Below are 26119 nucleotides of genomic sequence, written 5' to 3' on the forward strand. Positions count from 1 at the left end.
CAACGAACCGCCTGGATCCGCCCGCTCTAGCCTCGCACGGCGTCCGGTTCCTCAAGATGGTTCACGGCGCTCCACCGGGAAGGAGCGACGGCCGGCACCCTCACCAGCTTGAAGTAGCTGTAGTACAGCAGGAACGATCCCATGATGTAGGGATTGAGGGTCTCGACCTCGACGAAGGATCGGATGAACAGAAGCACCATGACGCCGGCAAGAATCACGGAGTCGGCTTGCCATGTCCTGAATATCAGCGCCGAGACGTGACCCCAGAGCGTGCGCAGGATGATCAGCGAAAGCAGTGTCGCGCCGACGAAGCCGAGTTCCACCAAGGTCTCGATGTAGGTGTTGTGGAAGTGGAAGCCGCTTCGCGCGGCGATATAGAATTCGTTCCACAGCCGCTCGGCCTCGGAGAAGCCCTGCACCCAATAAGCCGCGTAGCCGACGCCGAGGATGGGCGATTGCTGCGCGGCATTCCAGCCCTGTTGCCAGAGGTAGGTTCGTCCGGTGAGCGTCGAATCCTTGCCGAAAAGGCCAAGGACAAAGTCCATCAGCCCGAGATTCAGCGCAATCACGGTGCAGGAGACCAGCCCGCCCGCACCGATTATGAAAATTACCCGGCGATGGCGGAGCGAAAGCAGCTTGCCGATGGAAAGCAGGGCGACCAGAGCGAGAACCGCGGGGGTAGATGCCATCGAAGTGGCGGAATGCGACACCACCAGCAGATAGGCCGATAGAAGGACAATCGGTACGATCAACAAACAGCTTATCCGGCCGCGCCTGAGAAAGGCCAGGTAGACAACGCAGAAATAGATGCCAAGCGATGCGACAAAGCCGATCTGGTTCTTGGAGCTGAACGCGCCGACGAAATTATACGTCCCATCGAGAACATCGTAGGAATAGCTCGCGACCTTGAGCGAGTAGAGCAGGACGACGAAAATCCCGATCAGGGCGCCTATGGTCAAGGTCCGGACGCTGACGGTGCGCGCGGCAATGTAGGCGCAGGCGATATGGGAGCAATATTGGACGGCCGTTCTTGCCGTGGTGCCGGGAGCCGCCGACCAGAACACCGAGAAGCAGACATAGGTTGCAAAGGCCAGCGGAAGCCAGGCGCTGGAGCCGTGCCTTAATATCTTGCGGTAGTCGACCAGGATGAGCGGTAGCCAGACTGCATAGTAGGCCAGGATCATGGCCTGGCCGAAAATGGTCGAGTAGGAAAACGCCCAGATCGAGACGGCAACGGCAAAGCTGCCATAGACCGTGTTCTTGTCCGGATCGATCAACAGAGATTTTGGAATCTTCATCTCGATAGCGGTTTTCCGTCCTTGCAGCTCAATGCCGATTTCATGGGCCGCTCGTGGGCCGATTCGTCGGATCGATGGGAGCCTCGCCGGCAGGCGCTCGCATTGTGCAGTGCAATATAACCCATCCGGCGCCGCCTGTCACCCGGATGCCAACCGGGCGCGTCGTTCCAGCCGTTCTCTCCATACCGGGCGAGACGATTTGGCCAGAAGGCAGTGCCGTACAATTGACCGGTGCTGGCCCATCATAAGCTGTTCTGAGGTTGCAAGTCCGCGCTTGAACTTGTCCGCCGTTGACTTCACATTCGCCGCCAATTGGGAGGAAGACCACATGCCGATGAGTTTCGCGGGACGATTTGCCGGACGATCTGCTGTTATCACCGGCGGCGCCTCAGGCATCGGCCTGGCCGTCGCGCAAAGGATCACTGGCGAAGGCGGGCGTGTTTCGGTCTGGGATCGCGATGCCGCCCAGATCGAGCAGGCCAAGGCCATTGTTCCAGGCCTGCACAGCGTCACCTTAGACGTCGCCGACCCCATAGCGGTCGAAGCCGCCGCCGGAGAGACGATCGAAGCGCTTGGCGCGGTCGATGTCCTTGTCACCAGTGCTGCCATCACCGGGCCGAACATGACGACCTGGGAGTATTCGGTGGAGGATTGGCGCCGGGTCACCGACATCAACATCAACGGCGTCTTCTTCTGCAACAAGGCGCTGGTCCCGCATATGCTCGAACGCAATTACGGCAGGATCATCAACATCGCCTCGATTGCCGGCAAGGAAGGTAACCCGAACGCCTCGGCCTACAGCACCTCCAAGGCGGCGGTGATCGGCATGACCAAATCGCTCGGCAAGGAACTGGCCAAGACCAAAGTAACGGTGAACTGCGTCACGCCGGCGGCCGTGCGCACCGCGATCTTCCAGCAGATGAGCCAGCAACACATCGACTTTATGCTGTCCAAAATACCAATGGCGCGGTTCGGCGAGGTCGAGGAGGTGGCGGCGCTGATTTGCTGGATCGCGTCCGAGGAATGCTCGTTCACAACGGCGGCCGTCTTCGACGTCTCCGGCGGCCGGGCGACCTACTGAGGCAGGCCGGACGCAAACCGCGCGACCGGATCGCGGCGCCTTAGTCGTGAAGTTCTCGCGAGATCGGCGGGCCGATCGAAAAATCGCTGAATGTCACCTCGAAGCCCTCGCGCTGCGGCGAACAGCACATCATGCCGACATCGACCGTTTTCGACGGGGGGAAATAGGCAAGCCGCACCGGTTTCCAGTGCTTGTCGAATGCGTCGCGATACTGGACGCGGACCGTCTCGGCATGGCGGGTCAGGCGGATCCTGACCCCGTCCGGATCGGCCGGTATGCTGGCCAGCGACCAGTCGGAGGCATCGTTGGTGACGACGACGGAAAAATACATCAGCCCGTCAGTGTATTCGATGCCGGCCTTGATCCAGTGCGTCTCGCTCAGGCGGACCATAAGCCCGGCCTGATCGTAAAGCACCTCATAGTGCCCCTTGACCGTGACTTCGGCGCTGAAATCGCCCTCGACCTCACGATAGAGGAAATGGCCATTGTCGCGCCAGAAGCCGTAGAACGTCTCGCGCCAGAAGTCGGTCTCCTCGCCGGTCCGTACATGCACCGTATTGTTGCCGAAGGCGTGGTGCGGCGGCGGATTGAGCCAGGTCAGGTCCGTATTCTCAGATGCCATCGACTTGCTCGCTGCCTGGCTGGTCTGCCGCCTTTTCTTAGCCGGAAAACGTGTAAGCGGTCTTCACCGTGGTGTAGAACTCTGCGGCATAGCGGCCCTGCTCGCGCGGGCCGTAGCTCGATCCCTTGCGCCCGCCGAAAGGCACGTGGAAGTCGACGCCCGCCGTCGGCAGATTGACCATGACCATGCCGGCTTCCGAATTGCGCTTGAAGTGCGTGGCATGCTTGAGGCTCGAGGTGCAGATGCCGGAGGTCAGGCCGAACGGCGTGTCGTTGGCCACCGCCAGCGCCTCGTCATAATCCTTGACGCGGATGACGTTGGCGACCGGTCCGAAAATCTCCTCGCGCGAGATGCGCATGGCGTTGGTGGTTTCGGTGAACAGCGCCGGCTGCAAATAGAAGCCGCGGGTTTCACGATCGAGCCGCTCGCCGCCGAAGGCGAGATCGGCACCTTCCTGACGTCCGATGGCGATATAGTCCTCGTCCTGTTTCAACTGGCTCTGGTCGACAACCGGCCCGATCTGGGTCTTGGCATCGAGAGCGTCGCCGACGACCAACTTGGCCATGCGGTCCTTGAGCGCCTCGACGAAGCGGTCGTGAATGCCGTCCGTCACCACCAGCCGTGACGACGCCGTGCAGCGCTGGCCGGTCGAGAAGTAGGCACCGTTGATGGCGCAGTCGACAGCGACGGCAAGGTCGGCATCGTCGAGCACGACAAGCGGGTTCTTGCCGCCCATTTCGAGCTGGAACTTGCGCATGTGCTCGACGCTGGCGGCGGCGACGCGCTTGCCGGTGCCGACCGATCCGGTGAAGGTGATCGCGTTGAGGTCAGGACTGTCGAGCATGGCCTGGCCGACCACCGAACCTTTGCCCATCACCAGGTTGAGCACACCCTTGGGCAGCCCGGCGCGGTGTAGGATGTCGACAATAGCCCAGGCGCTCTCCGGAACGAGTTCCGCCGGCTTGAAGACGATGGTGTTGCCGTAGGCCAGCGCCGGAGCGATTTTCCAAGCCGGAATGGCGATCGGAAAATTCCACGGCGTGATGATGCCGACGACGCCGACCGCTTCACGGGTGATCTCGACGCCGACGCCGGGCCGCACGCTCGGCACCAGCTCGCCCGACAGGCGCAGCGTCTCGCCGGCGAAGAAGTCGAATATCTGGGCGGCGCGGACAGTCTCGCCGATGCCCTCGACCAGCGTCTTGCCTTCCTCGCGCGCCAACGCCCGGCCGATTTCATCTTTCCGCGCGGTGATCTCGTCCGACGCCTTCCTCAGCACCGCATGGCGGGCCAGCAGGCCCGATCGGGACCACGCGGGAAATGCCGCCTTCGCCGCCGCGATGGCCTGCCGGGCGTGCTCGGCGCCTCCCGATGCATATTCGCCGACCACGTCGTCGAGATTGGACGGGTTGATGTTACGGGAGCCGGCATCGCCTACCCACTCTCCATCGATGAGGTTCTTTCGAAACGGGATCATGTCGCTGTCTTCCTTGTCGTCCTTCGATCGCCGTCTATCTGGACCACCGACCGCTGCACCGCAAGGCCGAAGCCAGGCAAACTTCTCCTCCTCGACAGGCATGTGATAGGTGTCGGGGCGGGGAAGACGATTCTAGTGTGGTGCGACGCGGATCGCACGGGAGGAAATCATCATGTCCGACAGCGCCTTGCCACTGGTGATCAGCGCACCCGAACCGCGCACGCTCGACCTGATCTTCACGCCGGCTGCGCTGGCGAAATTTCGATCGAAATACCGCATCATCGAAATATCGCCCGAAGCGGTGGCGGCGCTGCCGGCCGATATCCTTGCCGAGGCGCGCTACATCGTCGGCCAGCCACCTATCGCGCCGGAGACGCTGGAAAGAATGAAGGCGCTGCGCTGCATCTTCAATGTCGAGAGCAACCTCATCAACAACATGCCCTACGAGACGCTGTTTTCGCGCGGCATCCATGTCGTCACCACCGGGCTGGTGTTTGCCGAACCGGTGGCCGAGCTCGGCCTTGCCATGGCGCTCAACCTCGCCCGCGGCATCGTCGACGCCGATCTCGCCTTTCGTCAGGGCAAGGAGCTGTGGGGCGGCGACGGCAACCGGACGGCACGGCTTCTTTCCGGCGCGGATGTCGGCATTATCGGCTTCGGCGATCTTGGCCGTGCGCTCAACCGGCTGCTGTCAGGCTTTCGCACGCGGACAAAAGTCTTCGACCCGTGGCTGCCGCCGTCGATCCTGATCGAAAACGGCGTCGAGCCCGCCTCTCTCGACGACGTTCTGTCGAACAGCGATTTCGTCTTCGTCGTCGCTTCCGTGACTAGCGAAAACCAGGGCTTCCTCGGCGCCGAGGCGTTTGCCAGGATGCGCAAGGGAGCCGCTTTCATCCTGCTCAGCCGAGCCGGCGTGGTCGATTTCCCGGCGCTGATGGACATCGTCCGCAGCGGCCATATCGTCGCCGCCAGCGATGTTTTTCCTGAGGAGCCGCTTGGCCAGGATCACCCGGTCCGCACATTGCCGGGGTTCCTGCGCTCCGCCCACCGGGCCGGTGCGCTCGACATCGCTTTCAAGCGGATGGGCGACATGGTGCTGGAAGACATGGACCTGGTCGACCGCGGCCTGCCGCCGATGCGTTCGAAGCGGGCCGAGCGTGAGACCGTTTCGCGAATGCGTTCGAAGCCGGTCGACAAGAATTAGGCCGTCTGCCCGACGGGTCGCACATGCTCAGATGGTGAAGGACCAAAACAGGCAGGCCAGTGTCGCTGCGGCGAAGACGACGAAGAACAGGCTTCGCAACAGGATGTTCCGGCGCAGCTCGTTGATGAAGAGATGGCATCCGACGACGGCTGCGACAAACAGGAACCGCCAGTTCAGCAGTGCCGGGAGCACATCGCGCTGACCGAAAGCAAATCTCGCGGCGAGACATCCAACGATGACCGCAAACAACAAGATGACCGTCCAGAAGATCGCATCGGCGGCATGTGTCAGGACGATGCCAGCGAGCCTGATCGGCAGAACCATCATCAGCAGTGCGCTGAAAAAATAGATCGCCGCGAGCGGAATGAACGTCCCCGCATCGGCGATGTCGCTCAAGCGCTTGGCACCGATCGCGCCATAGGGATAGCCATGCCTGGCCACGATCAGGCAGAGCGCCATCAGCAAGGCCGCCAGCGCGGCGGCAAGCGCGAATGAGGTCAGGGCTTTGCTCATGAGGCTCCCGTTCCGAGCGAATCGAAGTCAGAACGTTGGTAGCCCATGGTTTGTAAATTGCTAGTAAGCATCATGCAGCGGCACGGCAGAGTTTCTCGGCGCATTCACTCCGCAGCTTGCAGACGCCGCCCGTCGATAATGGTCTTGATCTCGGCGCGGCAAGAGCCGCAATTGGTGCCGGCGTGAAGGACGGCGCCGATTGCCGCGACGCTGGTACAGCCGCCGCGTACCGCTTCCGCGATCTGGTTGGCACCAACCCCGAAACAGGCGCAGACGATGGCACCGCGGTCGACGCTGTTGCCGCCCGGCCGCCCGGCGACAATCGCCAGCCGCGCCTGCCGATTGGCATGGTCAGCGCCAAGTTGTTCGACTGCCCAGCCGCGCGACACCGCCACCGGGGTTGGCGCAAGATAGAGCGCGCCGACCAGCCTATTGCCTGCGAAACGGGCGAAGCGATGGTGCCCGCCGGCGATGTCGTGATAGGCGAGCGTCTCGCCTTCCATGCCCAATAGCGCGGCGGCAAACCCGGTCCAGTCGCGGCTGTCCTGCAGCGCAATTTCAAGCCGCCAGCCGGCGGGGCCGCGGGCGAGGCTCCAGTAATCGGCGTCGATCGATGCGGGCCGTTCGGCAAGCACGGCGAAGCCGAAGGCTGTGGCGGCGAACCGCTCGATGCGGGCGGCAACATTCTTCGAGGCCGGTTGGCCTGAAATCGCATCGGTCGTCGGCGCGACCAGTGCATCGACGCGCGCGCGGCCGGAGAACTGATCGGTCCAGTGCATCGGAACGAATACAGAGCCTTGGCGTTGGCGCACCGTCACCAGGGCGCGGACCAGCACCTCGCCATGGGCAGTCGAGACGCGGACGATCTCGGCATCGCCGATGCCGAAGTGCTGCGCATCCGACGGGTGGATTTCGACGAACGGTTCGGCCATGTGCTGCGACAAGCGCGGGCTCTTGCCGGTCCGCGTCATGGTGTGCCAATGGTCGCGCACGCGCCCGGTGTTGAGCACCAGCGGGAAGTCCGGGCTGGTGCGGGTTTGTGCGGCTGGGCGGATGGCAATGAAGCGTGCCTTGCCGTCGGGTGTGTAGAAATTGCCGTTGGCGAAGAAGCGGGTGCTTTTGTCCTCCAGCTGGCGCCGCGCGCGCCCCTCTGGCCTGCCGGCCACCTCCCCCTCAAGGGGGGAGATTGACAGTTTTGCCGGCACCGCCTTTTCAGCAATGGCAACGATTGGCGAAACCGGTGGCGACATCCAATCTCCCCCCTTGAGAGGGAGATGGCCGCCAGGCCAGAGGGGGGTTCCCTGGCTCGGCGCTGGCCATTGGAATGGCGCCAACTCCTCATACGTCCCTGCATCGATCCCGGCGTAGGCGCCGATGTCGAAATCGCGTGCCCCGTCATTCTCGAATGTCGACAACGCGGCATGCTCGGCGAAGATGTCGGCCGGCGACACATGCGAAAAAGCCTCGCCGAAGCCCATCCGCTTGGCGACTTCAGCGATGATCCACCAATCTGGCCTTGCCTCACCAGGCGTGGCCAAAAAGGCTCGCTGGCGCGAGATGCGGCGCTCCGAATTGGTGACGGTGCCATCCTTTTCGCCCCATGCGGTGGCCGGCAGCCGGACATGGGCGTGGCGGACCGTGTCGGTCTTGGCCAGCACGTCCGACACCACGACAAACGGGCAGGCCTTGATCGCCGCCTCGACGGCATCGGCGTCCGGCATCGAATCGACGGGGTTGGTGGCCATGATCCACAGCGCCTTGATGCGTCCGTCGGCCACCGCTTGGAACATCTCGACCGCTTTCAGGCCGGGTTTTTCGGCGGCGGTTGGGGCATTCCAGAAGCGCTGCACGCGTTCGCGGTGCTCGGGGTTTTCGATCTCCATGTGGGCGGCCAGCATGTTGGCCATGCCGCCGACCTCACGGCCGCCCATGGCGTTGGGCTGGCCGGTCACCGAGAACGGCCCGGCGCCGGGCTGGCCTATGCGGCCGGTGGCCAGATGGCAGTTGATGATGGCGTTGACCTTGTCGGTGCCCGAAGACGACTGGTTCACGCCTTGGCTGTAGACGGTCACCGTCTTCGCCGTCGCGGCGAACAGGCTGTAGAAGCGGGCCAGTTCGTCCTCACTGAGACCCGTGGCAGCCGCGATGCCGGCAAGATCGAGCGCCGAGGCGGCGAAAAGCGCTTGCCCGAAGCCGGTCGTGTGCGCCGTGATATAGGTGCGGTCCAGCGCGTTGTGCTGGCCGAGATAGGCGAGCAGGCCGGTGAACAAAGCGACGTCACCATCGGGCGCGATCGCCAGATGCATGTCGGCGATGTCTGAGGTCATGGTGCGGCGAGGATCGATCAGCACCACCTTCATCTCGGGCCGCTTTTCCCGGGCGGCGGCAATGCGCTGGTAGAGTACAGGATGGCACCAGGCGAGATTGGAGCCGACCAGCACGATCAGGTCGGCAAGTTCCAGATCCTCGTAATTTCCCGGAACGGTGTCCGAGCCAAAGGCGCGGCGGTGGCCGGCGACCGACGAGGCCATGCACAGGCGCGAATTGGTGTCGATATTGGCCGAGCCGATAAAGCCTTTCATCAGCTTGTTGGCGACGTAATAGTCCTCGGTCAGCAACTGGCCGGAAACATAAAAGGCGACCGAACCAGGGCCGTGTTCGGCAATGGTTTGCGAGAAGGTCGAAGCGACAAGGTCGAGCGCTTCGTCCCAGTCGGTGCGGCGACCGTGGATCTCCGGGTATAGCAACCTGCCGTCGAGATCGATGGTCTCAGCCAGCGCCGAGCCTTTGGAGCAGAGCCGGCCGAAATTCGCCGGGTGGTCCGGGTCGCCGCGAACGGTTATTTCACCGTCCGCGGCGACCTTCGCCAGCACGCCGCAACCCACCCCGCAATAGGGGCAGGTGGTCCTCACCTCGCGCGCTTCATCAATCTGCATGGTTCACGCCGCGCGGCTGGCCAGCGCTTCCAGCGCAATGAACAGCCGCTCGCCGTCGATCCGCACCGCAATGGTGCGCACCGCGCCCTCGTCCGCGCCGAGCGCCTTGCCTGTCTCCAGCGAGATCACCCAATTGTGCAAGGGACAGGTCACCGCCGTGCCATGGACGATGCCCTGGCTGAGCGGCCCACCTTTGTGCGGGCAATGGTCGTCGATGGCAAAGACCTGATCGTCGGCCGTGCGAAAGACGGCGATCTTTCCTTCCGGCGTGGCGACGCAGCGCGCGCCGCGACGCGGAATGTCCGAGAGCGTGCCGATCGATACCCAATTCATGTGGCCATTCCTCTTTTGCGCGTGTTCTTGTCCGAAAACCGCATTCCACTTTTCGGGAACACGCGCCTACTCCGCCGCCTGGGCAAAGCCGACCGAAGCCATCGGCCGGAATTCATGCTTGTCCTTGCCGGAAGCACGTTCCGACCATGGGTCGACCTGGGCGAATTTCTGCGAAAAGACGAAGCGGTCGAAATAGGCTTTGCGCTTCTCGCCATCGTCCATGATCTGACGCTTGATCTCAGCTATGCCGACGCGCTTGGCCCATTTGTAGATACGCTCAAGATAGCGACCCTGCTCGCGATACATCTGCGTCAACGCCACGATATGCTCCAGCGCCTCGTCCTCGGTCTTGACCAGGCCGAGCACTTCGGTGCCCTTGATGTCGAGACCGGCGGCGCCGGCGAAATGGATCTCGTAGCCGCTATCGACGCAGATCACGCCGACATCCTTGCAGGTCGCCTCGGCACAGTTTCGCGGACAGCCCGACACCGCCATCTTGACCTTGGCCGGGGTCCACGAGCCCCACATGAATTTTTCGATACGGATGCCCAAGCCGGTCGAATCCTGCGTGCCGAAGCGGCACCAGTCCGAGCCGACACAGGTCTTCACCGTGCGCAGTCCTTTGGCATAGGCGTGGCCCGAGACGAAGCCGGCCTGACCGAGATCGGCCCATACCGCCGGCAGGTCTTCCTTGCGGATGCCGAGCATGTCAATGCGCTGGCCGCCGGTGACCTTGACCATCGGGATCTCGAACTTGTCGACGACGTCGGCGATGGCGCGCAATTCGGCGGCGTTGGTGACGCCGCCCCACATGCGCGGCACTACCGAATAGGTGCCGTCCTTTTGGATGTTGGCGTGGACGCGCTCGTTGATGAAGCGCGACTGGTAATCGTCGGCGTATTCGTCGGGCCAGTCGCAGACGAGATAATAGTTGAGCGCCGGCCGGCATTTGGCGCAGCCGCAGGAGGTCTTCCACTCCAGTTCCTGCATGACGGCGGGAATGGTCTTCAGGCCCTTGGCCTTGATCAGCCGGCGGACCTCGTCATGGCCAAGCGCGGTGCAGCTGCACATCGGCTGGACCGCCGCGGGGTTGTATTTGTCGCCGATGGTCAGCACCATCAGCTTTTCGACCAGCCCGGTGCAGGAGCCGCAGGAGGCCGACGCCTTGGTGTGGGCGCGCACATCGTCGAGCGAGGTCAAGCCCCTGGCCGTGATCGCGCCGGTGATCTTTCCCTTGCATACGCCGTTGCAACCGCAGATTTCCGCATCATCCGGCAAGGCTGCAACGGCCGCCATAGGGTCCAGGGGGGCGCCTCCCTGGTAGGACTGGCCGAAGATGAGCGTATCGCGCATCTCGGATATGTCGGTCTGCTTCTTCTTGAGGTCGTTGAACCAGGCGCCGTCCGCCGTCTCGCCATAGAGCACAGTGCCGATGATGCGGTCGTCCTTGAGTACGAGGCGCTTGTAGACGCCGGCCGCGGCATCGCGCAGCACGATCTCCTGACGGTCATCGCCCTCGGCGAAGTCGCCGAGAGAGAACAGCTCGATGCCGGTGACCTTGAGCTTAGTCGGCGTGTCCATGTGGACGAAAGCCGCCGCCTCATTGCCGGCCAGATGGCTGGCGGCGACGCGCGCCATCTCGTAGAGCGGCGCGACCAGCCCGTAGACCTGGCCGTTGACCTCGGCGCATTCGCCGATTGCGTAGATATCGGGATCGTTGCTGCGCATGCCGGCGTCGACGACGATGCCGCGATTGACCGCAATGCCGGCTTCCTTCGCCAGCGCCGCATTCGGCCTGATGCCCACCGCCATGACGACGAGCGTTGCGGGAATGACTGTGCCGTCGGCAAGCTCCACCCGCTCGACCTTGCCGTTGCCGGTGATCGCCTGGGTGTTGGCTTTGGTGATGACCTTGATGCCGCGCTGCTCGACGGCGCGCTGCAGGAGATATCCGGCGGCCGGATCGAGCTGACGCTCCATCAGCGTCGGCATGACGTGCAGCACGGTGACGTCCATGCCCTGCGCGTTCAGACCCGCAGCCGCTTCCAGACCGAGCAGGCCGCCGCCGATGACGACAGCCTTGGCCCGCGACTGGGCGGCAAGCATCATCGCCCGGACGTCGTCGAGATCGCGATAGGTGAGCACGCCCGGCAGGTCATGGCCTGGCACCGGAATGATAAACGGCACCGAGCCGGTGGCGATGACGAGCTTGTCGTAGGGCTCGGTCACGCCATGATCGGAGGTGACGGTCTTTGCCTGCCGGTCGATGGCGACGATCTTGTGGCCCTTGTAGAGGGTGATGCCGTGCTTGATGTACCAGCCGTCGCCATGGATGATGATCTCCTCATAGGCCTTTTCGCCCGACAGAACCGGCGACAGCATGATGCGGTCGTAGTTCACGCGCGGCTCGGCGTTGAAGATGGTGACCTGGTAGCGCCCAGGCGCCTTTTCCAGGAGATGCTCCAGCATGCGCCCGGGGGCCATGCCGTTGCCGATGATGACGAGTTTCTCGGTCATGTCCTGATCCACTCCGCTCTCACTCAGCCGCGTAGGAAAGGCCTGAAGCTTCGTCAGACGCCGTGCGCTCCATCCGCCGGATGGAAAAATGCATCCAGGCAAAGCAGGTGGCGACAATGACGAAGAGCAGCATGAAGCAGCTCGACCAGACGCCGGTGAGGTCGTTGAGCACGCCGAAGGCGATTGGCAGGATAAAGCCGCCGAGCCCGCCAATCATGCCGACAACGCCGCCGACCGCGCCGACACTCTGCGGATAGTAAGCCGGGATGTGCTTGTAGACGGCGGCCTTGCCAAGGCTCATGAAGAAGCCGAGCACACAGGCAACGGCTATGAAGGCAAGCGGGCCGATCTCGAAATGGAAGGCGATCGGCCCGCTGATACCGCGCACGACGTAGTCTGCCGAGGGGAGAGACAGAACGAGAGTCGCGACGGCACTGACAGCGAAGGTGCAGTAGAGCACGGTGCGGGCGCCGATCCGGTCGGAAAGCACGCCGCCATAGGCGCGGAAAATACTTGCCGGAATTGAATAGGCCGCGCCAATCATGCCGGCGGTCGCAAGCCCGAAGCCGTAGACGCCGATCAGGTAGCGGGGCAGCCACAGCGAGAGCGCCACGAATGCACCGAAGGCGAAGAAATAATAGAAGGCGAAGCGCCAGACCTGCAGGTTCTTGAGCGGCGCGAATTCCTGCAAGAAGCTTCTCTTGGGCGCTGCCTTGCCGGCGCGGCGCTCGCGGATGACCGGATCGTCGCCAGTCGTGAACCAGAAGACGGCGGCCATGACGACTAGTGCTGCCGCCCAGATCAGCGCGACCGACTGCCAGCCCCAGGAAAGAAGCACGAACGGTGCCAGGAACTTGGTGACCGCGGCGCCGACATTGCCGACACCGAAAATGCCAAGCGCCGTACCCTGCTTGCCGGCCGGGAAGAAGCGCGAGACATAGGCGACACCGACGGCGAAGGAACCGCCGGCGAGCCCAACGCCTAATGCGGCGACCAGCATCTGCCCGTAGGTGTGCGCAAAAGCGAGCAGAAAGGTCGCGACCGCCGCCGCAAGCATGGTCGCGGTGTATACCAGCCGTCCGCCAAAACGGTCGGTCCAGACACCGAGCACCATACGCACGAGCGAGCCGGTGAGGATCGGCGTGCCGACGAGCAGGCCGAACTCCGTCTCGTTCAGCCCCAGCTCTTGCTTTATGCGCACGCCGATGATTGAAAAGATCGTCCACACCGCGAAGCAGACGGTGAAGGCGATGGTGGACATGGCAAGCGCCTGCCGGGGAGCGCTGTCCTGGCTGGGCGCGGCTGGGAGATTTGCGGTCATTTTCTGGCTCCGGTTTGCGGCGTGGGAGGCACCGCCCTTGTCTGTTCGTTCGCGACTGTCAGCGGCGCAGCATCGGCGAACTGGTTGAAACCGACCTTTGCGCGGTCACTTCGAGACCCTTGCAGTCAGTCTTGGCGCCGGCGGGAAAGACGAGGAGCGCGGCGGTGAACAGCGCCGCCGTCAGCGCGCTGGCGGCCAGAAAATCGCGGCGCGTGAAGTCCGCGAGGGACGCGCCAGTTCCGATCCGTTTCGTCATCGTCGTCTCCGGTTGGCGCCGCTTGGGACCAGCGCGTCGATTGCGTCAAAACAAAAAAGCCGCCGGCCAGGTCTTCGCGTCCGGGATTTCGGGAGCGCGTGTGGACCTGAGCGGCAGCTTTGCCTGTGGCGCCCGCCATTGGACGCCGTGTCACTTGGCCCTTGCGGACCCTACATTTTGGAAAGCAGGAAGCGTGCCAATTCGATAGCGCTCTTAATTATAGAATGAAATCAACATGAACCGCAGCCGCGCGACTTTTGACCAAGCTCGGCAGCGGATCAAAGATTAGTCAAAATGCCTTGCACAGCAGCATAATATTTGTGCAATGCGGTAGATTGCCCATTGCCGATGCAGATTTGCCAATGATGATGACGAGTTTCCAATTATGGCCTTACTCCGCCGCTTCGACGAAGCGGTGGCGTTCGTAGAGGAATTTCAGCACCGCCTCGCGGCAGCGCAGGAAGGTGCGGTCGGAGGAAAGCTCAATGCGCCGACGCGGCCGGGCCAGCGGCACGGGAAGAACCTCGCCGATGGTGGCCGCCGGCCCGTTGGTCATCATCACGATGCGGTCGGACAGCAGCACCGCCTCGTCGACATCGTGAGTTATCATGATCGTCGTCGAGCCGAGCCTCGAATGGATATCCATCACCGCGTCCTGAAGATGCGCGCGGGTCAGCGCGTCGAGCGCGCCGAAGGGCTCGTCGAGCAGCAGGATCTTCGGCTCCATGGCCAGCGCCCGGGCGATGCCGACGCGCTGCTTCATGCCGCCCGAAATCTCGGCCGGACGTTTGTCCTTGGCATGCGCCATCTGCACGAGATCGAGATTGCGCATGATCCATTCATGCCGCTCGGCCCGGCTCTTTTTGCCGCCGAAGACCTTGGATACCGCGAGGCTGATGTTTTCGTAGACGGTGAGCCATGGCAGCAGGCTGTGGTTCTGGAACACCACGGCGCGTTCCGGGCCGGGGCTGTCGACCTCCTTGTCTTCGAGCAGGACGGCGCCGGCCGAGACCTTGGTCAGGCCGGCGATCAGGTTGAGCAAGGTCGACTTGCCGCAGCCGGAATGGCCGATGATCGAGACGAATTCGCCCTTGTCGATGGTCAGCCGGATGTCCTTCAGCACGTCGCTGACCTGGCTGCCGCGGGCGAAGGATTTGTCGATGTGGTCGAGTTTCAGATAGGCCGTCATCGTCCCTCTCCTCACTTTGCTGTTGTGCCGCGGGTGACGAAGACGCCGACCGCCGCGACCAGGCGGTCGAGGCAAAAGCCGGTGACGCCGATATAGGCGAGCGCGACAATGATGTCGGGCAGGCGCGACGAGTTCCACGCGTCCCAGATGAAGAAGCCGATGCCGACGCCGCCGGTCAGCATTTCGGCGGCGACGATGGCGAGCCAGGACAGGCCGATGCCGATCCGCAAGCCGGTGAAGATATAGGGCGCGGCCGCCGGCACCATGATCTTCACAAAGAACTCGAACTGGTTGAGCCGGAGGATACGGGCGACGTTGCGGTAGTCCTCGGGGATGTTGCGGACACCGACCGCGGTGTTGATGATTATGGGCCAGATCGAGGTGATGAAGATGACGAAGATCGCCGACGGGCTGGAATCGCGGAACGCCGCCAGCGACAGCGGCAGCCACGCGAGCGGCGGCACCGTGCGCAGGATCTGGAAGACCGGATCGAGACCGCGCATCGCCCAGATCGACTGGCCGACGAGCGCGCCGAGCGCGACGCCGACGATTGCTGCCAGGCCGAAGCCCATGGCGACGCGCTGCAGCGACATCAGCACCCGCCAGGCGAGTCCGATGTCCTGCGGGCCATTGTCGAAGAACGGGTGGGCGATCAGGTCATAGGCCTCGTTCCACACCTGGCTCGGCGGTGGCAGGCTGGCCGTCGGCGACGAACAGGCGACCTGCCAAACGACGAGCATAATGGTGATGACGATGACCGGCGGCACCAGCGTGCTGGCCAGTTTGGCGGCGATCGCGGCCGGGTCGAAGCGGCGCGGCGCCCTGGCGGTCAAGGCGATGATTTCGGCGGGCTTGGCCGGTGCGGGGAACGGCTTCACCTTGCGGTCCTCGATGGCTTGGATAGACATTTCTCGAAAAACTCCTTGGCGGCAGGTGCAAGGCAGGCGGCGGTGCCACCGCCTGCCTTGCACCTATGTCAGGCTCAGGCCGACACCTTGATTCTCAGGCTGTCGAGATAGGCCGACGGGTTCTCCGGATCGAAGATCTTGCCGTCGAAGAAGGTTTCGGCGCCGCGCGACGTAGACGCCGGAATATCGGCCGCGGCGACACCAAGATCCTTGGCCGCCTCGCGCCACAGATCCTCACGGTTTACTTGGCCGACCAGTGCTTTGATGTCGGTGGTCGGCGCGAACTTGCCCCAGCGGATATTTTCGGCGAGGAACCAGCTGTCGTGGCTCTTGAAGGGATAGGACACGCCGCCCTTCCAGAACTTCATATAGAGGTCGGTGCCGTTGGCGACGCGGCCATTGCCGTAGTTGATGTCGCCCTTGAGGCGGCCGATGATGTCGGCAGTCGGCACGTTCATCCACTGCCGCTTGCCGATGATGGCGGCCATCTCGTCCTTGTTTTCTTTTGCCTCGCACCATTGCTGGGCTTCCATGACGGCCATCAGGATCGCCTTGGTGGCGTTCGGGTACTTGTCGATAAAGGCGGCGCGCAGGCCGAGCGCCTTTTCCGGATGGCCCTTCCACAGTTCGCCGGTGGTGGCGGCGGTGAAGCCGACGCCCTGGTGGACGAGTTGCTCGTTCCACGGCTCGCCGACACAGAACACGTCCATGTTGCCGACCTTCATGTTGGCGACCATCTGCGGCGGCGGCACGACGATGGTCGAGACGTCCTTGTCGGGATCGATGCCGCCGGCAGCCAGCCAGTAGCGCAGCCAAAGATCGTGCGTGCCGCCCGGGAAGGTCATGGCGGCCTTCACCTCCTTGCCTGCGGCCTTTTTCGCAGCGAAGGCGTCCTTCAGCTTGGAGGCGTCGAGGCCGACGCCGGTGCCGGCATATTCCTGGGCGACGGAAATGCCCTGGCAGTCGTAGTTGAGCCGCGCCACGATCGCCATCGGCAGTGGCTGCTTGTTTTGCGTCACCTTGCCGGTGTGCATCAGATAAGGCATCGGCGTCAGGATATGGGCGCCGTCAATGCCGTTGGCTTCGCCGCCGAGCACCAGATTATCGCGCGTCGCCCCCCAGGAGGCCTGCTTGAGCACCTCGACATCGGGCATGCCGAATTTCTCGAACAGGCCTTTCTCCTTGGCGATCATCAACGGTGCTGCATCAGTCAATGCGATGAAGCCGAGCTTGGCGCCGGTGACTTCCGGCGCGGCGGGCGCCGCATAGGCGCCGGAGGGCAGCAGCGCACGCGCCGCCGCCAGCGTTGCCGCGGTGGCCGCGCTGATCCTCAGGAAATCCCGGCGGCTGATCGCCGTTTGGGCGGAATGGCTATTGGTGCTTTTCGTCATCGTCATCTCCGGTTGGGCGCGGCTTGGGATCGGCGCCGTCGATTGCGTGTTCGACCAAAACAAAAAAAGCCGCCGGCCAGGCCGCGCGCGTCCGTCCATCCGGGATCGCGTGTCGACCTGAGCGGCAGCTTTGCCTGTAGCGCCCGCCATTGGACGCCTATTCCGTGACCCGAGAAGAGTCTGCCTATTGCAAAGCAGGAACCGTGCCAGTTTCGGAATGGATGACAAACATCAATGAGATCAACGGCATGCCACAATCTTCGGCGCGCCGGCCCGCTGGGCGAGCAAGCCAAGGATTGTTCATTAGCGCAGTCGCACGCACATTTTTTGTGCAGCGCACAAGAATGCCGGGGAAATGATCAGGCTTCAGCGCGCGCCAATTTCTGGCCGGCAATGTAGGCGTCGATCTCGTCGGGATCGAATATCTGGCCATCGAAGAAGCCATCGGGACCGAGCACCAGGCTTGCCCCCGCCGAACCGACCGGAGTCGCGGCCTTCAGCGCGCCCTCGACCTTGGCATTGGCACCGGGAAGCGCCACGCCAAGCGGCTTCAACGCCGAGCGGTAGAGATCGGGGCGGTAGCAGTCGCGGGCAATAGCGAGGTTTTCCGGCGTGTGCGCGACATGCCCCCAGCGCACCATCTGCGTGTAGAACCACAGCGCATGGCTCTTCCACGGGAAGTTCGCCGCCTTGTTGAAGGGCAGAAAGAAGTCGCCGACGGTGAGTTCGGCGCCGCCGCCGAGCGCCAGATGCCCGCTGAGAATCGGCATCTGCAGCGCCGGCGCAAGCCCGAGGAAGGCCGGCTGCGCCATCAGGGCCGCGAGTTCGTCACGGTTTGCCGGATCCTGGCACCAGCGCGCCGCGTGATGAAGCGCACGCAGCAGGGCTGAAAGCGCGTCCGGCTCTCTTTCCGCCCATGCCTTGCGCACGCCAACGACTTTCTCCGGGCTGGTCTTCCAGATGGCCGCCTTGACCGTGGCGATGCGGCCGGTGCCGGCGACGACCGCGGCACTGTTCCAGGGTTCGCCGACGCAGTAGCCGTCGATCCTGCCGGCGGCGAGCGCGTCGGCCATGAAGGGGGGCGGCACGATGACGATCTCGATTTCACGCGACGGGTCGATGCCACAGGCGGCGAGCCAGTAGCGCAATTCGTAATTGTGCCCGGAATGCGGATGGACGACGGCGAAGCGCAGCGGATCGCCGCCGCCATTCGCCCGTTCGCGAATCAGCGCTCGCAATGCCTTGCCGGCCCGCGCCGGATCGAGATCGGGTTGGGCGCCGTGCGCGGCCATGCCGGCCCAGACCGCGTTCGAAACCGTCACGCAATTGCCGCCGAGGCCGAGCGAGAACGGCACGACGGTATCGGAGGCGAGCGGCGTCAGCCCCAGATTGCAGGCGATCGGCATCGGCCCCAGCATGTGCGCCAGATCGAAGTGGCCGATGGCGATGCGGTCGCGGATGTTGGCCCAGGACGTTTCCCGGTTGAGGGTGAGGTCGATGCCTTCGCGCAAAGCAAAGCCGATTTCCTTCGCCGCGACAAGGATGGCGCTGTCGAAGAGCGGCATGAAGCCAGCATTGATCCGGTGCTCGGCCGCCATTCTCAACTCTCCTCGGGATCCAGAAGCCCTGCCGCCGTCACCAGGCTCTGCGCGATTTCGGCGATCTTGCGGTTCTGGTTCATGGCTGTCTTGCGCAGCAGCGTGTAGGCCGCGTCCTCCGACAGGCCGCGCGATTTCATCAGGATGCCCTTGGCGCGATCGATCACCTTGCGGCTCTCCAACTCGCTGCGGGCTTCTTCCAGTTCGCGCGCCATGCGCGAGAAGGCGTTGAAGCGGCTGATCGCCATGTCGAGGATCGGCTTGACCCGCTCCTGGCGCAGGCCGTCGACGACATAGGCCGATACCCCCGCTTCCACCGCAGCTTCGATCGAAGCCTGATCCGAGCGGTCGACGAACATGGCGATCGGCCGCTTCACCACGCGCGAAAGCTGGAACATGTTTTCGAGCATGTCGCGGTTGGGATTTTCGAGATCGATGACGATCACGTCGGGTTCGATCTCGGCGATCCGCCGCGCGATGCCGGCGACGTCGTGGATGACCGTGACCTGCTGATGCCCGGCCTCCCGCAATCCCGCTTCGATTATCGAAGCGCGGATGTGGTTTTCATCGATCACCAGAACAGTGAGGGATTTGCGGATCATGCCGCATTTTGCGCAGGCGAGACGATTGTGCAATGCGGCATGGCGAGATTCACGGAAACAAAGCCGGCGTCCAGGCGCCGCCTGAGGAATTGGACGACGGCCGGCGCGACGAACTTGACGCCGCGGGCGCCGGCACCCGCCTGATCAGTTGCCTGCAGGTCTGTCGGCGCACGGTGATCGCGTCGGGCGGAAGCGGACATCGCAAGCGAGGACTCCGGAGGTCGCGGTTGCGCCCTCAAGCCCCGCCTGGTCGACCAGATAGAAGATCGCATTGGCCTCTCCGCCCGGCATCGTCTCGCTGAACTGGATGCGGCTGTCAGGCTGGATCAGACCGAGCAGGGTCTCCGCGGCACCTCGACGCCGAGGTTGCGCAGATCGTAGCCGTTGCCGCGCCGCGCCGATTTTCTGGAGTGATAACCGCGCTCGCGCGGCGAATTCGTAACCCTACTCGGCGGCCGTCTCCGATGGCGCCTCTGCCGGCCCCGAAGGTTCGGCCTCGGCACGGGGCTTGCGCCGTGAAAACAGCGACCTGAGCGTGACGTAGAACACCGGCGTCAGGAACAGGCCGACGAAGGTGACGCCGAGCATGCCGGAGAATACCGCGGTGCCGAGCGACTGGCGCATTTCTGCGCCCGGTCCCGTTGCGATCATCAGCGGCACGACGCCGAGGATGAACGAGAAGGCGGTCATCAGGATCGGCCGCAGCCTGAGCCGGCAGGCTTCGACGGCAGCCTCGGCGGCCGACAGCTCGCGTTCCTGCGCCTGCCGCGCGAATTCGACGATCAGGATCGCGTTCTTCGCGGCAAGCCCGATCAGCACGATGAGGCCGATCTGCACGAGGATGTTGTTGTCCAGCCCTCGGAAAGACACGCCGAGCAACGCCGCGAGCACGCCGAGCGGCACCACCAGCACAATGGCGAACGGCAGCACCCAGCTTTCATATTGCGCCGCCAGCGCCAGGAACACGAACAGCACCGACAGTCCGAAGATATAGACAGCGGCATTGCCGGTGTTGCGCTCCTGATAGGCGAGCTCGGTCCATTCATAGGAGGTACCGGCCGGCAGCGTCTTTGCCGTGATCCCTTCCATCAATGCCAGCGCGTCGCCCGTGGAAACGCCGGGCGCGGCGTTGCCCTGCAGCGGCACTGAGACGTACATGTTGTAGCGCTGGACCAGCGCCGGGCCGGTGACGTCGCGGATCTCGATCAACGTGCCGAGCGGAACCAGCGCGCCGGTCGCCGAGCGCACCTTCAGTTTCAAGATGTCGGCGCGATCGAGGCGGAACGCCTGGTCGGCCTGCGCCCGCACCTGGTAGACGCGCCCGAACGCGTTGAAGTCGTTGACGTAGGCGGTGCCCAAATTGATCGACAGCGTCTCGAAGATGTTGGGGATCGGCACGTTCAGGATGCGCGCCTTGTCGCGATCGATCGCCAGGAAGAATTGCGGGCTCGACGCGGAGAAGGTGGTGAACACGCCCGTCAGCCCCGGCGTCTTGTTGGCCTTGCCGGCGATTTCGTAGGCAAGCGCCAGGATCTGCCGCATGTCGGCGCTGTTGCGCTCCTGGATCTGCAGCTTGAAGCCGCCGGCATTGCCGACGCCGCGGATCGGCGGCGGTGGCAGTGCGATAATGAAGGCTTCCTTGATGCTTTGCAGGCTGCCGAACAGATTGCCGATGACCTGGGTCGCCGACTGGCCGGCTTTCAGTCGCTCGTCAAACGGCTTGAACCTGGCGAAGATCACGCCCGCGTTGCTGGCGTTGGTGAAGGTCGCGCCGGAGAAGCCGGCGAAGGCGACAGCGTAATCGACGCCTGGCGTTTTCTGGATGATCTGCGACGCCTGCTGGATGACCGAATCGGTCCTCGACAGCGAAGCGCCGTCCGGCAACTGGACGACGACGATCGCATAGCCCTGGTCAAGCGACGGAATGAAACCGCGCGGCACCGCCTGCACCATGTAGACCGTGGCGTAGATGAGGGCCGCGAAAACGGCCAGCATGGCGGCCATCGTTATCCACGAGCCGACCAGCACACGGATAATGCTCGAATACCAATGGGCGACCCTGTCGAAGCCACGATTGAAGCCGTCGGCGAGCGCCCGTCCGAACCGCGCCAGGAAAAAGCGCGGCGGCGCCGCCGCGGCGTGATGCGGCTTGAACAGCAGTGCGGCCAGCGCCGGCGAAAGCGTCAGCGAATTGAATGCCGAGATCGCCGTCGACACCGCGATGGTGATAGCAAACTGCAGATAGAACTGCCCAGAAATGCCGGGGATGAAGGCTGTCGGCACGAACACGGCTATCAGCACCAGCGAGATCGCGATGACGGCCGTTCCGACTTCGTCCATGGTCAGGTGCGACGCCGGACTGGGCGCCAGCCCTCTGGCGATATTGCGCTCGACGTTTTCGACCACGACGATCGCATCGTCGACGACGATGCCGATCGCCAGAACGAGGCCGAACAGCGTCAGCATGTTGAGCGAGAAGCCGGCGGCGTAAAGTACCGCCAGCGTGCCGATCAGCGACACGGGAATCGCCACGATCGGCACGATCGCCATGCGCCACGATTGCAGGAAGACGATGATGACGATGATGACCAGCAGCATCGCCTCGAGGATCGTCTTGTAGACCTCCTGGATCGACTCGGCGACGAACTCGGTCGGATTGTAGACGATGTCGTAGCTCAACCCCTTCGGGAAGTCGCGGGAAAGCTCCTTCATCTTGTCCTGGATCTCCGCGGCTGCGGCGAGCGCATTGGTGCCCGGCCGCTGGAAGATGGCGAGCGCCACCGCCGGTTTGCCGTTGAGATAGGAGTTGGTGACGTAATCCTTGGCGCCGAGCTCGATGCGCGCCACGTCCTGGAGCGAGATCAGGCGGCCGTCGTCGGTCGATTTGACGATCACGTATCGGAAGTCGCGTGCGTCGTTGAAGCGGCCTTGCGTTGTGACCGTGTACTGGAACGCCGTGCCGGTGCTGGTCGGCGGCGCGCCGATCGAGCCGCCCGACACCTGGACATTCTGGTCGCGCAGCGCCTGCACCACATCGCCCGAGGTCATCCCCAGGGCGGACAGTTTTTCCGGATCGAGCCAGATGCGCAGCGAATATTCGCGTTCGCCGAAGATGATGAGGTCGCCGACGCCGTCTAGTCTGAGCAGTATGTCGCGCACCCGCGAGCGGGCGTAGTTCGAGACGTAGAGTTGGTCGTAGGTATTGTCGGGCGACAGCATGTGCACGACCATCATCAGGTCGGGCGAGGTCTTGGTGGTGGTGATGCCGAGGCGGCGGACTTCTTCGGGCAGGCGCGGCTCGGCGACCGACACGCGGTTCTGCACCAGCACCTGCGCCTGGTCGAGATCGGTGCCCAGCTTGAAGGTGATGGTCAGCGCCATCGCCCCGTCGCCCGACGAATAGGACGACATGTAGAGCATGCCCTCGACGCCGTTGATCTCCTGCTCGATCGGCGTTGCCACCGTCGCTGCGACCGTCTCGGCGTCTGCGCCCGGATACTGGGCGCGAACGACGATGGTCGGCGGCGCGATCTCGGGATATTGCGCGACCGGCAGCTGGGTATAAGCAATCCCGCCGAGGATCAGCAGGACGATCGAAACGACCGATGCGAAGATCGGACGGTCGACGAAGAAATGTGCGAACCTCATTGCTGCAACTCGGCGGTCTCGGCCCTGGGCGGCAACGTCACCATCTCGACCTTGACCTTGGTGCCGGGCCTGGCGTGCATCAGCCCGTTGACGATGATCGTCTCATCGCCGGTCAGGCCCTGGCGGATCACCCGGTAGCCGTCGAGAAGCGGGCCGGTGCGCACGGGCTTCGCCGACACCATCCCGGCCTCATCCACCAGGAACACGATGCGGCGATCCTGATCGGCGCCGATCGCCTCGTCGGGCACCAGCACGCCGCTATGCGGCAGCGACCCCGGCACGTTGATGCGTCCGAACATGCCTGGCTGGAGAATGCCGTCGGCGTTGGGAAACCTTGCACGCACCCGCATGGTGCCGGTCGCGTTGTCGATCCGGTTCTCGGCAAAATCGAGCTTGCCTTTGAATACTGCCTCCGCGCGGTCGGCGACGCGAACCACCACCTCGAGCCCGCCGGCGCCTTCCTGCATGCTGCCGCCGCGCTCCTTCGCGTCGCGGGCGTAGCTGAAATACAGGCGCTCATCGACGTCGAAATAGAAGTCGATCGGATCGCGCGTAACGATGGTCGTCAGCAAGGTGGAATCCGGCTGCACGAGGTTGCCGACCGACACCAGCCGGCGGTCGATGCGGCCGGACAAGGGTGCCTTGATCTCGGTGAATTCCATGTTCAGTCTGGCCGTCGTCAGCGCAGCCGTCGCGCCCTGCATCTGCGCCTGCGCCGAAAGGTATTCCCGCCGGCGGTCGTCGACCGTCGCGGTTGAGATATTGCCGGTCTTGGCGAGTTCGTCGGCGCGATCCAGCTGCATCTTGGAGAATTCGAGCAGACTCTTGGCGACGTCCACTTGCGACTTGGCAGCATCATAAGCCGCCTGGTACGGACGCTGATCGATGGTGAAGAGCAGGTCGCCCTTGTTGACCAGTGCGCCGTCCTGGAAGCTGACCTTGTCCAGATAGCCGCTGACGCGCGAACGGATGGCGACCTGGTCGAGGGCTTCGAAGCGCCCGACGAACTCGTCGTCTTCGACGATTTCACGGACCACCGGCTTGGCCGCCGTCACCACGGGTAACTGTTGGTCCTGCGCAAACGCAGTGCTGCTGAAAGCCATGCCGAGCAGGAATGCCGCCAACACGGCGGCGCGGGTAAGCCAGCCGGCCGATCGACAGGGTCGCCCGCCCGCGTCGCGATGCAATTGCCCATTCTCTTGGGTGTCCATTTGCGTCCTCGCTCGCTGGACCCGGAGGTCGGTTGATCCGCTTCTACGCTCAGGCTTTTCGTCGAAATCAGAGCACTACAGTGTGTGCATGGCAACATGATCATTTTCGATGTGGGCTGAAATGTCCACCCTGTGGCTGCCCCGCCACCCGCCACTTGCGATGCAGATCCACCGGGCGGTCCGGGGATGCCATTGAGAGGGGGCGGCTAGACCTGGGAACAGACCTTGGTCCCGTCGGGCTGAACGTCCGCAATCCTTCTTCAAACGTTAAAGCCGCCATTTCGCTATCGGCCCCAAACGCGACGTCTGAGTACTGGTTCGGCGATGAACACTCTGGCGCTTGCTGATGTTGAGCGACGTCAGCTTTCGCCCAAACCGCGTCAGCCCTTACACCACCAACCTCCCCTGCTCCGCGTCCTCTGCATTGGGATCGCCCGGCGCGGTCGCCCAGGCGAGCTCCACCAGCGTCACCGTCCGCCTTCCAACCCCGTCGAGCTGGCAGACGATCAGCCCCTGCTCCTCGATATATATCAGCAGGCGCCGGGCGCGGCGTAGCGAGTGCGAGCCGTAGGCGCGGGCGATCGCCGCGTCGCTCGGGCAGGGCCAGCCCTCCTTGGCGGCGCGGGCGATCATCATGAACACGCCTTGCATGTCCTCGGGGAGCAGCGAGGCGCGCGCCGAGACGTCCTGCCAAGCGTCATCGCCTGCCATGTCGGAGCCGAGGCCGGCGCGGGCGCGGGTCAGCATGCGGCGGAACTCCGGCAGGTCCGGCACGACCGAGGCGAGGCCCTCGATGCGGCAGCGGACAACGAACTCCTGATAAAGCACGCCGATGACCCGGAAGCCGGCATCGGGTTGCGCCAGCACGGCGCGCAGCACCCGGTCGACGCGCTCGCGGCGCTCCGCCAAATCCTCGGCGCTGATCGGCGGCTCCACCGCTTCGGGGCGGATTTCCAGCGCCGCCGATTTCGCCGCCATCAGCTGGTCGAGCAGGTCCGGCGACGACCGGCGCTGCGGCCGGACGGTTTCGGGCGGCGGGGCCGCCAGGATGATCGCGCGCGCGTCCTCCAACGCCGATTCCGGCAGCGGCATCAGGCGCGGGGTCGCGTTGCGCGGACTTGTATCGGTCGGGCCGATCCGCAAGCCCAGCGGACGGCGCGACAGCGCCGGGCCGAGCGCCATGAATTGCCCGCGCTCGAGGTCGCGAAAAGCCTCCGCCTGGCGCCGCTCCATGCCGAGCAGGTCGGCGGCGCGCGCCATGTCGATATCGAGAAAGGTCCGGCCCATGAGGAAATTGGAAGCCTCGGCCGCGACGTTCTTGGCAAGCTTGGCCAGCCGCTGGGTGGCGATGATGCCGGCCAGCCCGCGTTTGCGGCCGCGGCACATCAAATTGGTCATGGCGCCGAGCGAGAGCTTGCGCGCCTCGTCGGAAACCTCGCCGGCGACAGCCGGCGCGAACAGCTGCGCTTCGTCAACCACCACCAGCATCGGGTACCAGTGGTCGCGGGCGACCTCGAAAAGCCCGCCGAGAAAGGCGGCGGCGCGCCGCATCTGGTTCTCGGCGTCGAGCCCCTCGAGATTGAGCACCGTGGAGACGCGGTGGATGCGCGCCCGCTCGCCGGCGCTCTGCAGGCCGCGCTCGGTATGCTCCTCGGCGTCGATCACCAGGTGGCCGAAACGGTCGCCCAGCGTCACGAAGTCGCCTTCGGGGTCGATGATGGTCTGCTGCACCCAGGGCGCGCTCTGCTCCAAGAGCCGGCGCAGCAGGTGGGACTTGCCGGAGCCCGAATTGCCCTGCACCAAAAGGCGGGTCGCCAGCAGCTCCTCGAGATCCAGCGCCGCCGGGGCGCCTGCGCTCGTCTGGCCCATCTCGATCGCAACGGTCATGTCTCGACTCTCCTTGCGGAGAGGGCTTATCAATCGCATCACAGCCCGTCGAGCGCGGCATGGCCGGCGCTCCGTGTTGCGCACAGGCTGGATGTCGCGGACGATCGAGGATACGGAACGTACCGTT

At 64.0% G+C, this 26119-nt stretch carries 20 protein-coding genes; 2 read left to right on the plus strand and 18 right to left on the minus strand.

Annotation, left to right across the window (positions count from 1 at the left end):
- Positions 1-26: 26 nt before the first annotated feature.
- Positions 27-1298 (minus strand): O-antigen ligase family protein, encoded by a 1272-nt coding sequence (locus tag NKH04_RS01545; RefSeq protein WP_353043969.1) that lies wholly within the window; start codon positions 1296-1298, stop codon positions 27-29.
- Between the two features lie 328 nt (positions 1299-1626).
- Here NKH04_RS01545 and NKH04_RS01550 point away from each other — a divergent pair, with 328 nt between their 5' ends.
- Positions 1627-2379: an SDR family NAD(P)-dependent oxidoreductase gene (locus NKH04_RS01550; RefSeq protein ID WP_352448445.1), complete on the plus strand. Its 753-nt coding sequence runs from the start codon at positions 1627-1629 to the stop codon at positions 2377-2379.
- A gap of 40 nt (positions 2380-2419) precedes the next feature.
- Here the strand turns inward: NKH04_RS01550 and NKH04_RS01555 are convergent, their stop codons facing one another.
- Positions 2420-3001, minus strand: a complete 582-nt coding sequence (locus tag NKH04_RS01555) for a DUF1349 domain-containing protein (protein ID WP_352540401.1) — start codon at positions 2999-3001, stop codon at positions 2420-2422.
- 37 nt (positions 3002-3038) lie between these two features.
- The gene (locus tag NKH04_RS01560; protein ID WP_353044003.1) at positions 3039-4475 is read right to left on the minus strand and encodes an aldehyde dehydrogenase family protein; all 1437 of its coding nucleotides are present in this window, start codon (positions 4473-4475) and stop codon (positions 3039-3041) included.
- A gap of 175 nt (positions 4476-4650) precedes the next feature.
- Between NKH04_RS01560 and NKH04_RS01565 the strand changes: the two genes are divergently transcribed.
- A complete protein-coding gene (locus tag NKH04_RS01565; protein WP_353043970.1) occupies positions 4651-5682 on the plus strand; it encodes a hydroxyacid dehydrogenase in 1032 nt (343 codons plus the stop codon).
- Between the two features lie 27 nt (positions 5683-5709).
- Here the strand turns inward: NKH04_RS01565 and NKH04_RS01570 are convergent, their stop codons facing one another.
- The 15 genes from NKH04_RS01570 to NKH04_RS01640 all read right to left on the minus strand — a co-directional run bounded on the left by NKH04_RS01570 (position 5710) and on the right by NKH04_RS01640 (position 25992).
- Positions 5710-6195, minus strand: a complete 486-nt coding sequence (locus tag NKH04_RS01570; RefSeq protein WP_353043971.1) for a hypothetical protein — start codon at positions 6193-6195, stop codon at positions 5710-5712.
- A gap of 104 nt (positions 6196-6299) precedes the next feature.
- Positions 6300-9131 (minus strand): nitrate reductase, encoded by a 2832-nt coding sequence (locus tag NKH04_RS01575; RefSeq protein ID WP_352813842.1) that lies wholly within the window; start codon positions 9129-9131, stop codon positions 6300-6302.
- A 3-nt stretch (positions 9132-9134) separates the two neighbouring features.
- On the minus strand, positions 9135-9464 hold the full coding sequence (gene nirD, locus NKH04_RS01580; protein ID WP_023676297.1) for a nitrite reductase small subunit NirD: 330 nt from the start codon (positions 9462-9464) through the stop codon (positions 9135-9137).
- Between the two features lie 66 nt (positions 9465-9530).
- Positions 9531-11981, minus strand: a complete 2451-nt coding sequence (gene nirB, locus NKH04_RS01585; protein WP_023676296.1) for a nitrite reductase large subunit NirB — start codon at positions 11979-11981, stop codon at positions 9531-9533.
- Between the two features lie 19 nt (positions 11982-12000).
- Positions 12001-13302, minus strand: coding sequence for an MFS transporter (locus NKH04_RS01590; RefSeq protein ID WP_352448438.1), 1302 nt, complete (start codon positions 13300-13302; stop codon positions 12001-12003).
- Positions 13303-13360: 58 nt separating this feature from the next.
- Positions 13361-13558 carry a twin-arginine translocation signal domain-containing protein gene (locus NKH04_RS01595; RefSeq protein WP_353043972.1) on the minus strand — a complete coding sequence of 66 codons (198 nt, stop codon included), beginning with the start codon at positions 13556-13558 and terminating at the stop codon, positions 13361-13363.
- Positions 13559-13949: 391 nt separating this feature from the next.
- A complete protein-coding gene (locus tag NKH04_RS01600; RefSeq protein ID WP_352469908.1) occupies positions 13950-14747 on the minus strand; it encodes an ABC transporter ATP-binding protein in 798 nt (265 codons plus the stop codon).
- An 11-nt stretch (positions 14748-14758) separates the two neighbouring features.
- The gene (gene ntrB / locus NKH04_RS01605; RefSeq protein ID WP_352919265.1) at positions 14759-15655 is read right to left on the minus strand and encodes a nitrate ABC transporter permease; all 897 of its coding nucleotides are present in this window, start codon (positions 15653-15655) and stop codon (positions 14759-14761) included.
- Positions 15656-15729: 74 nt separating this feature from the next.
- Positions 15730-17046, minus strand: a complete 1317-nt coding sequence (locus NKH04_RS01610; RefSeq protein ID WP_352919262.1) for a CmpA/NrtA family ABC transporter substrate-binding protein — start codon at positions 17044-17046, stop codon at positions 15730-15732.
- Positions 17047-17405: 359 nt separating this feature from the next.
- On the minus strand, positions 17406-18644 hold the full coding sequence (locus tag NKH04_RS01615; protein ID WP_353043973.1) for a CmpA/NrtA family ABC transporter substrate-binding protein: 1239 nt from the start codon (positions 18642-18644) through the stop codon (positions 17406-17408).
- Between the two features lie 2 nt (positions 18645-18646).
- Positions 18647-19246 carry an ANTAR domain-containing response regulator gene (locus tag NKH04_RS01620; RefSeq protein WP_023676288.1) on the minus strand — a complete coding sequence of 200 codons (600 nt, stop codon included), beginning with the start codon at positions 19244-19246 and terminating at the stop codon, positions 18647-18649.
- Positions 19243-19446 (minus strand): hypothetical protein, encoded by a 204-nt coding sequence (locus NKH04_RS01625; protein WP_352540392.1) that lies wholly within the window; start codon positions 19444-19446, stop codon positions 19243-19245. Before NKH04_RS01625 ends, NKH04_RS01620 begins: the two co-directional genes overlap by 4 nt.
- Before the next feature lie 244 nt (positions 19447-19690).
- A complete protein-coding gene (locus NKH04_RS01630; protein WP_353043974.1) occupies positions 19691-22894 on the minus strand; it encodes an efflux RND transporter permease subunit in 3204 nt (1067 codons plus the stop codon).
- The gene (locus tag NKH04_RS01635) at positions 22891-23997 is read right to left on the minus strand and encodes an efflux RND transporter periplasmic adaptor subunit (protein WP_352470181.1); all 1107 of its coding nucleotides are present in this window, start codon (positions 23995-23997) and stop codon (positions 22891-22893) included. The genes NKH04_RS01630 and NKH04_RS01635 overlap by 4 nt, the downstream gene beginning before the upstream one ends.
- Before the next feature lie 495 nt (positions 23998-24492).
- Entirely contained in the window at positions 24493-25992 is a 1500-nt protein-coding gene (locus NKH04_RS01640) for a helicase HerA domain-containing protein (RefSeq protein ID WP_352813848.1), read from the minus strand.
- Positions 25993-26119: the final 127 nt, after the last annotated feature.

Origin of the sequence: Mesorhizobium sp. M1365, assembly GCF_040317865.1 — a bacterium.
In the GTDB taxonomy this organism is placed as follows: Bacteria; Pseudomonadota; Alphaproteobacteria; order Rhizobiales; family Rhizobiaceae; genus Mesorhizobium.

Excerpts from the sequence above, each read along its gene's own strand:
- NKH04_RS01565 (WP_353043970.1), top strand. The coding sequence starts at position 4,651 with ATGTCCGACAGCGCCTTGCCACTGGTGATCAGCGCACCCGAACCGCGC.
- NKH04_RS01630 (WP_353043974.1), bottom strand. The coding sequence starts at position 22,894 with ATGAGGTTCGCACATTTCTTCGTCGACCGTCCGATCTTCGCATCGGTC.
- NKH04_RS01545 (WP_353043969.1), bottom strand. The coding sequence starts at position 1,298 with ATGAAGATTCCAAAATCTCTGTTGATCGATCCGGACAAGAACACGGTC.
- NKH04_RS01615 (WP_353043973.1), bottom strand. The coding sequence starts at position 18,644 with ATGGCGGCCGAGCACCGGATCAATGCTGGCTTCATGCCGCTCTTCGAC.
- NKH04_RS01640 (WP_352813848.1), bottom strand. The coding sequence starts at position 25,992 with ATGACCGTTGCGATCGAGATGGGCCAGACGAGCGCAGGCGCCCCGGCG.
- NKH04_RS01590 (WP_352448438.1), bottom strand. The coding sequence starts at position 13,302 with ATGACCGCAAATCTCCCAGCCGCGCCCAGCCAGGACAGCGCTCCCCGG.
- ntrB (WP_352919265.1), bottom strand. The coding sequence starts at position 15,655 with ATGTCTATCCAAGCCATCGAGGACCGCAAGGTGAAGCCGTTCCCCGCA.
- NKH04_RS01600 (WP_352469908.1), bottom strand. The coding sequence starts at position 14,747 with ATGACGGCCTATCTGAAACTCGACCACATCGACAAATCCTTCGCCCGC.
- NKH04_RS01570 (WP_353043971.1), bottom strand. The coding sequence starts at position 6,195 with ATGAGCAAAGCCCTGACCTCATTCGCGCTTGCCGCCGCGCTGGCGGCC.
- NKH04_RS01625 (WP_352540392.1), bottom strand. The coding sequence starts at position 19,446 with ATGTCCGCTTCCGCCCGACGCGATCACCGTGCGCCGACAGACCTGCAG.
- NKH04_RS01620 (WP_023676288.1), bottom strand. The coding sequence starts at position 19,246 with ATGATCCGCAAATCCCTCACTGTTCTGGTGATCGATGAAAACCACATC.
- NKH04_RS01555 (WP_352540401.1), bottom strand. The coding sequence starts at position 3,001 with ATGGCATCTGAGAATACGGACCTGACCTGGCTCAATCCGCCGCCGCAC.
- NKH04_RS01610 (WP_352919262.1), bottom strand. The coding sequence starts at position 17,046 with ATGACGAAAAGCACCAATAGCCATTCCGCCCAAACGGCGATCAGCCGC.
- nirB (WP_023676296.1), bottom strand. The coding sequence starts at position 11,981 with ATGACCGAGAAACTCGTCATCATCGGCAACGGCATGGCCCCCGGGCGC.
- NKH04_RS01550 (WP_352448445.1), top strand. The coding sequence starts at position 1,627 with ATGCCGATGAGTTTCGCGGGACGATTTGCCGGACGATCTGCTGTTATC.
- NKH04_RS01575 (WP_352813842.1), bottom strand. The coding sequence starts at position 9,131 with ATGCAGATTGATGAAGCGCGCGAGGTGAGGACCACCTGCCCCTATTGC.
- nirD (WP_023676297.1), bottom strand. The coding sequence starts at position 9,464 with ATGAATTGGGTATCGATCGGCACGCTCTCGGACATTCCGCGTCGCGGC.
- NKH04_RS01595 (WP_353043972.1), bottom strand. The coding sequence starts at position 13,558 with ATGACGAAACGGATCGGAACTGGCGCGTCCCTCGCGGACTTCACGCGC.
- NKH04_RS01635 (WP_352470181.1), bottom strand. The coding sequence starts at position 23,997 with ATGGCTTTCAGCAGCACTGCGTTTGCGCAGGACCAACAGTTACCCGTG.